At 68.3% G+C, this 436-nt stretch carries 1 protein-coding gene; it reads right to left on the bottom strand.

The features are described from left to right. Positions 1 to 387 (bottom strand): hypothetical protein (locus CAY82_RS26925; protein WP_218190859.1); only part of this gene is annotated, 387 nt, incomplete at its 3' end. Positions 388 to 436: the final 49 nt, after the last annotated feature.

Raw genomic sequence — 436 nt, 5'->3', positions numbered from 1 at the left:
CAGTGGTTGTACGGCATTTGCTTCCGAAACAGTGGTGCGCTCCCCGGACGCCGGGCTCATCTCCTTCCGCGGCCGGAACGCATCCCAGTTCTCGACGCCGGAAGCAGATTCGCGCGACGACTCGGTGGCCGCGACATCGGGCAGAGACGGCGGGCGACTGCGGCCGTGGTCGTCCCGCCACCCGGTGTGAGGCAGGGGCGGGGACTGCGGACTCGTCCCCAGCGCGGGCCCACTGGGCCTGTGTTGCAGAAAGACATCGGTTGTGCGCAGCTCGGCGCGTGCGGCGCCCAGGGCGTCCAGAACGTCATGGAAAGCCTCCGTGATCGAACGGCCGAGGTCGGGTTCCGACCGGTATTCTCCCCGCGGTTCGATGGGGTCGGTTCGCATCACAGTCCTCCTCAGCCGACACGCCCGAAGTGACCGGGTACGGGCAACC

This window comes from Pseudomonas sp. SID14000 (genome assembly GCF_002165135.1).
In the GTDB taxonomy this organism is placed as follows: Bacteria; Pseudomonadota; Gammaproteobacteria; order Pseudomonadales; family Pseudomonadaceae; genus Aquipseudomonas.
Note: the sequence above shows the minus strand (reverse complement) of the source record. Positions and strands in the feature narration are given on the sequence as shown.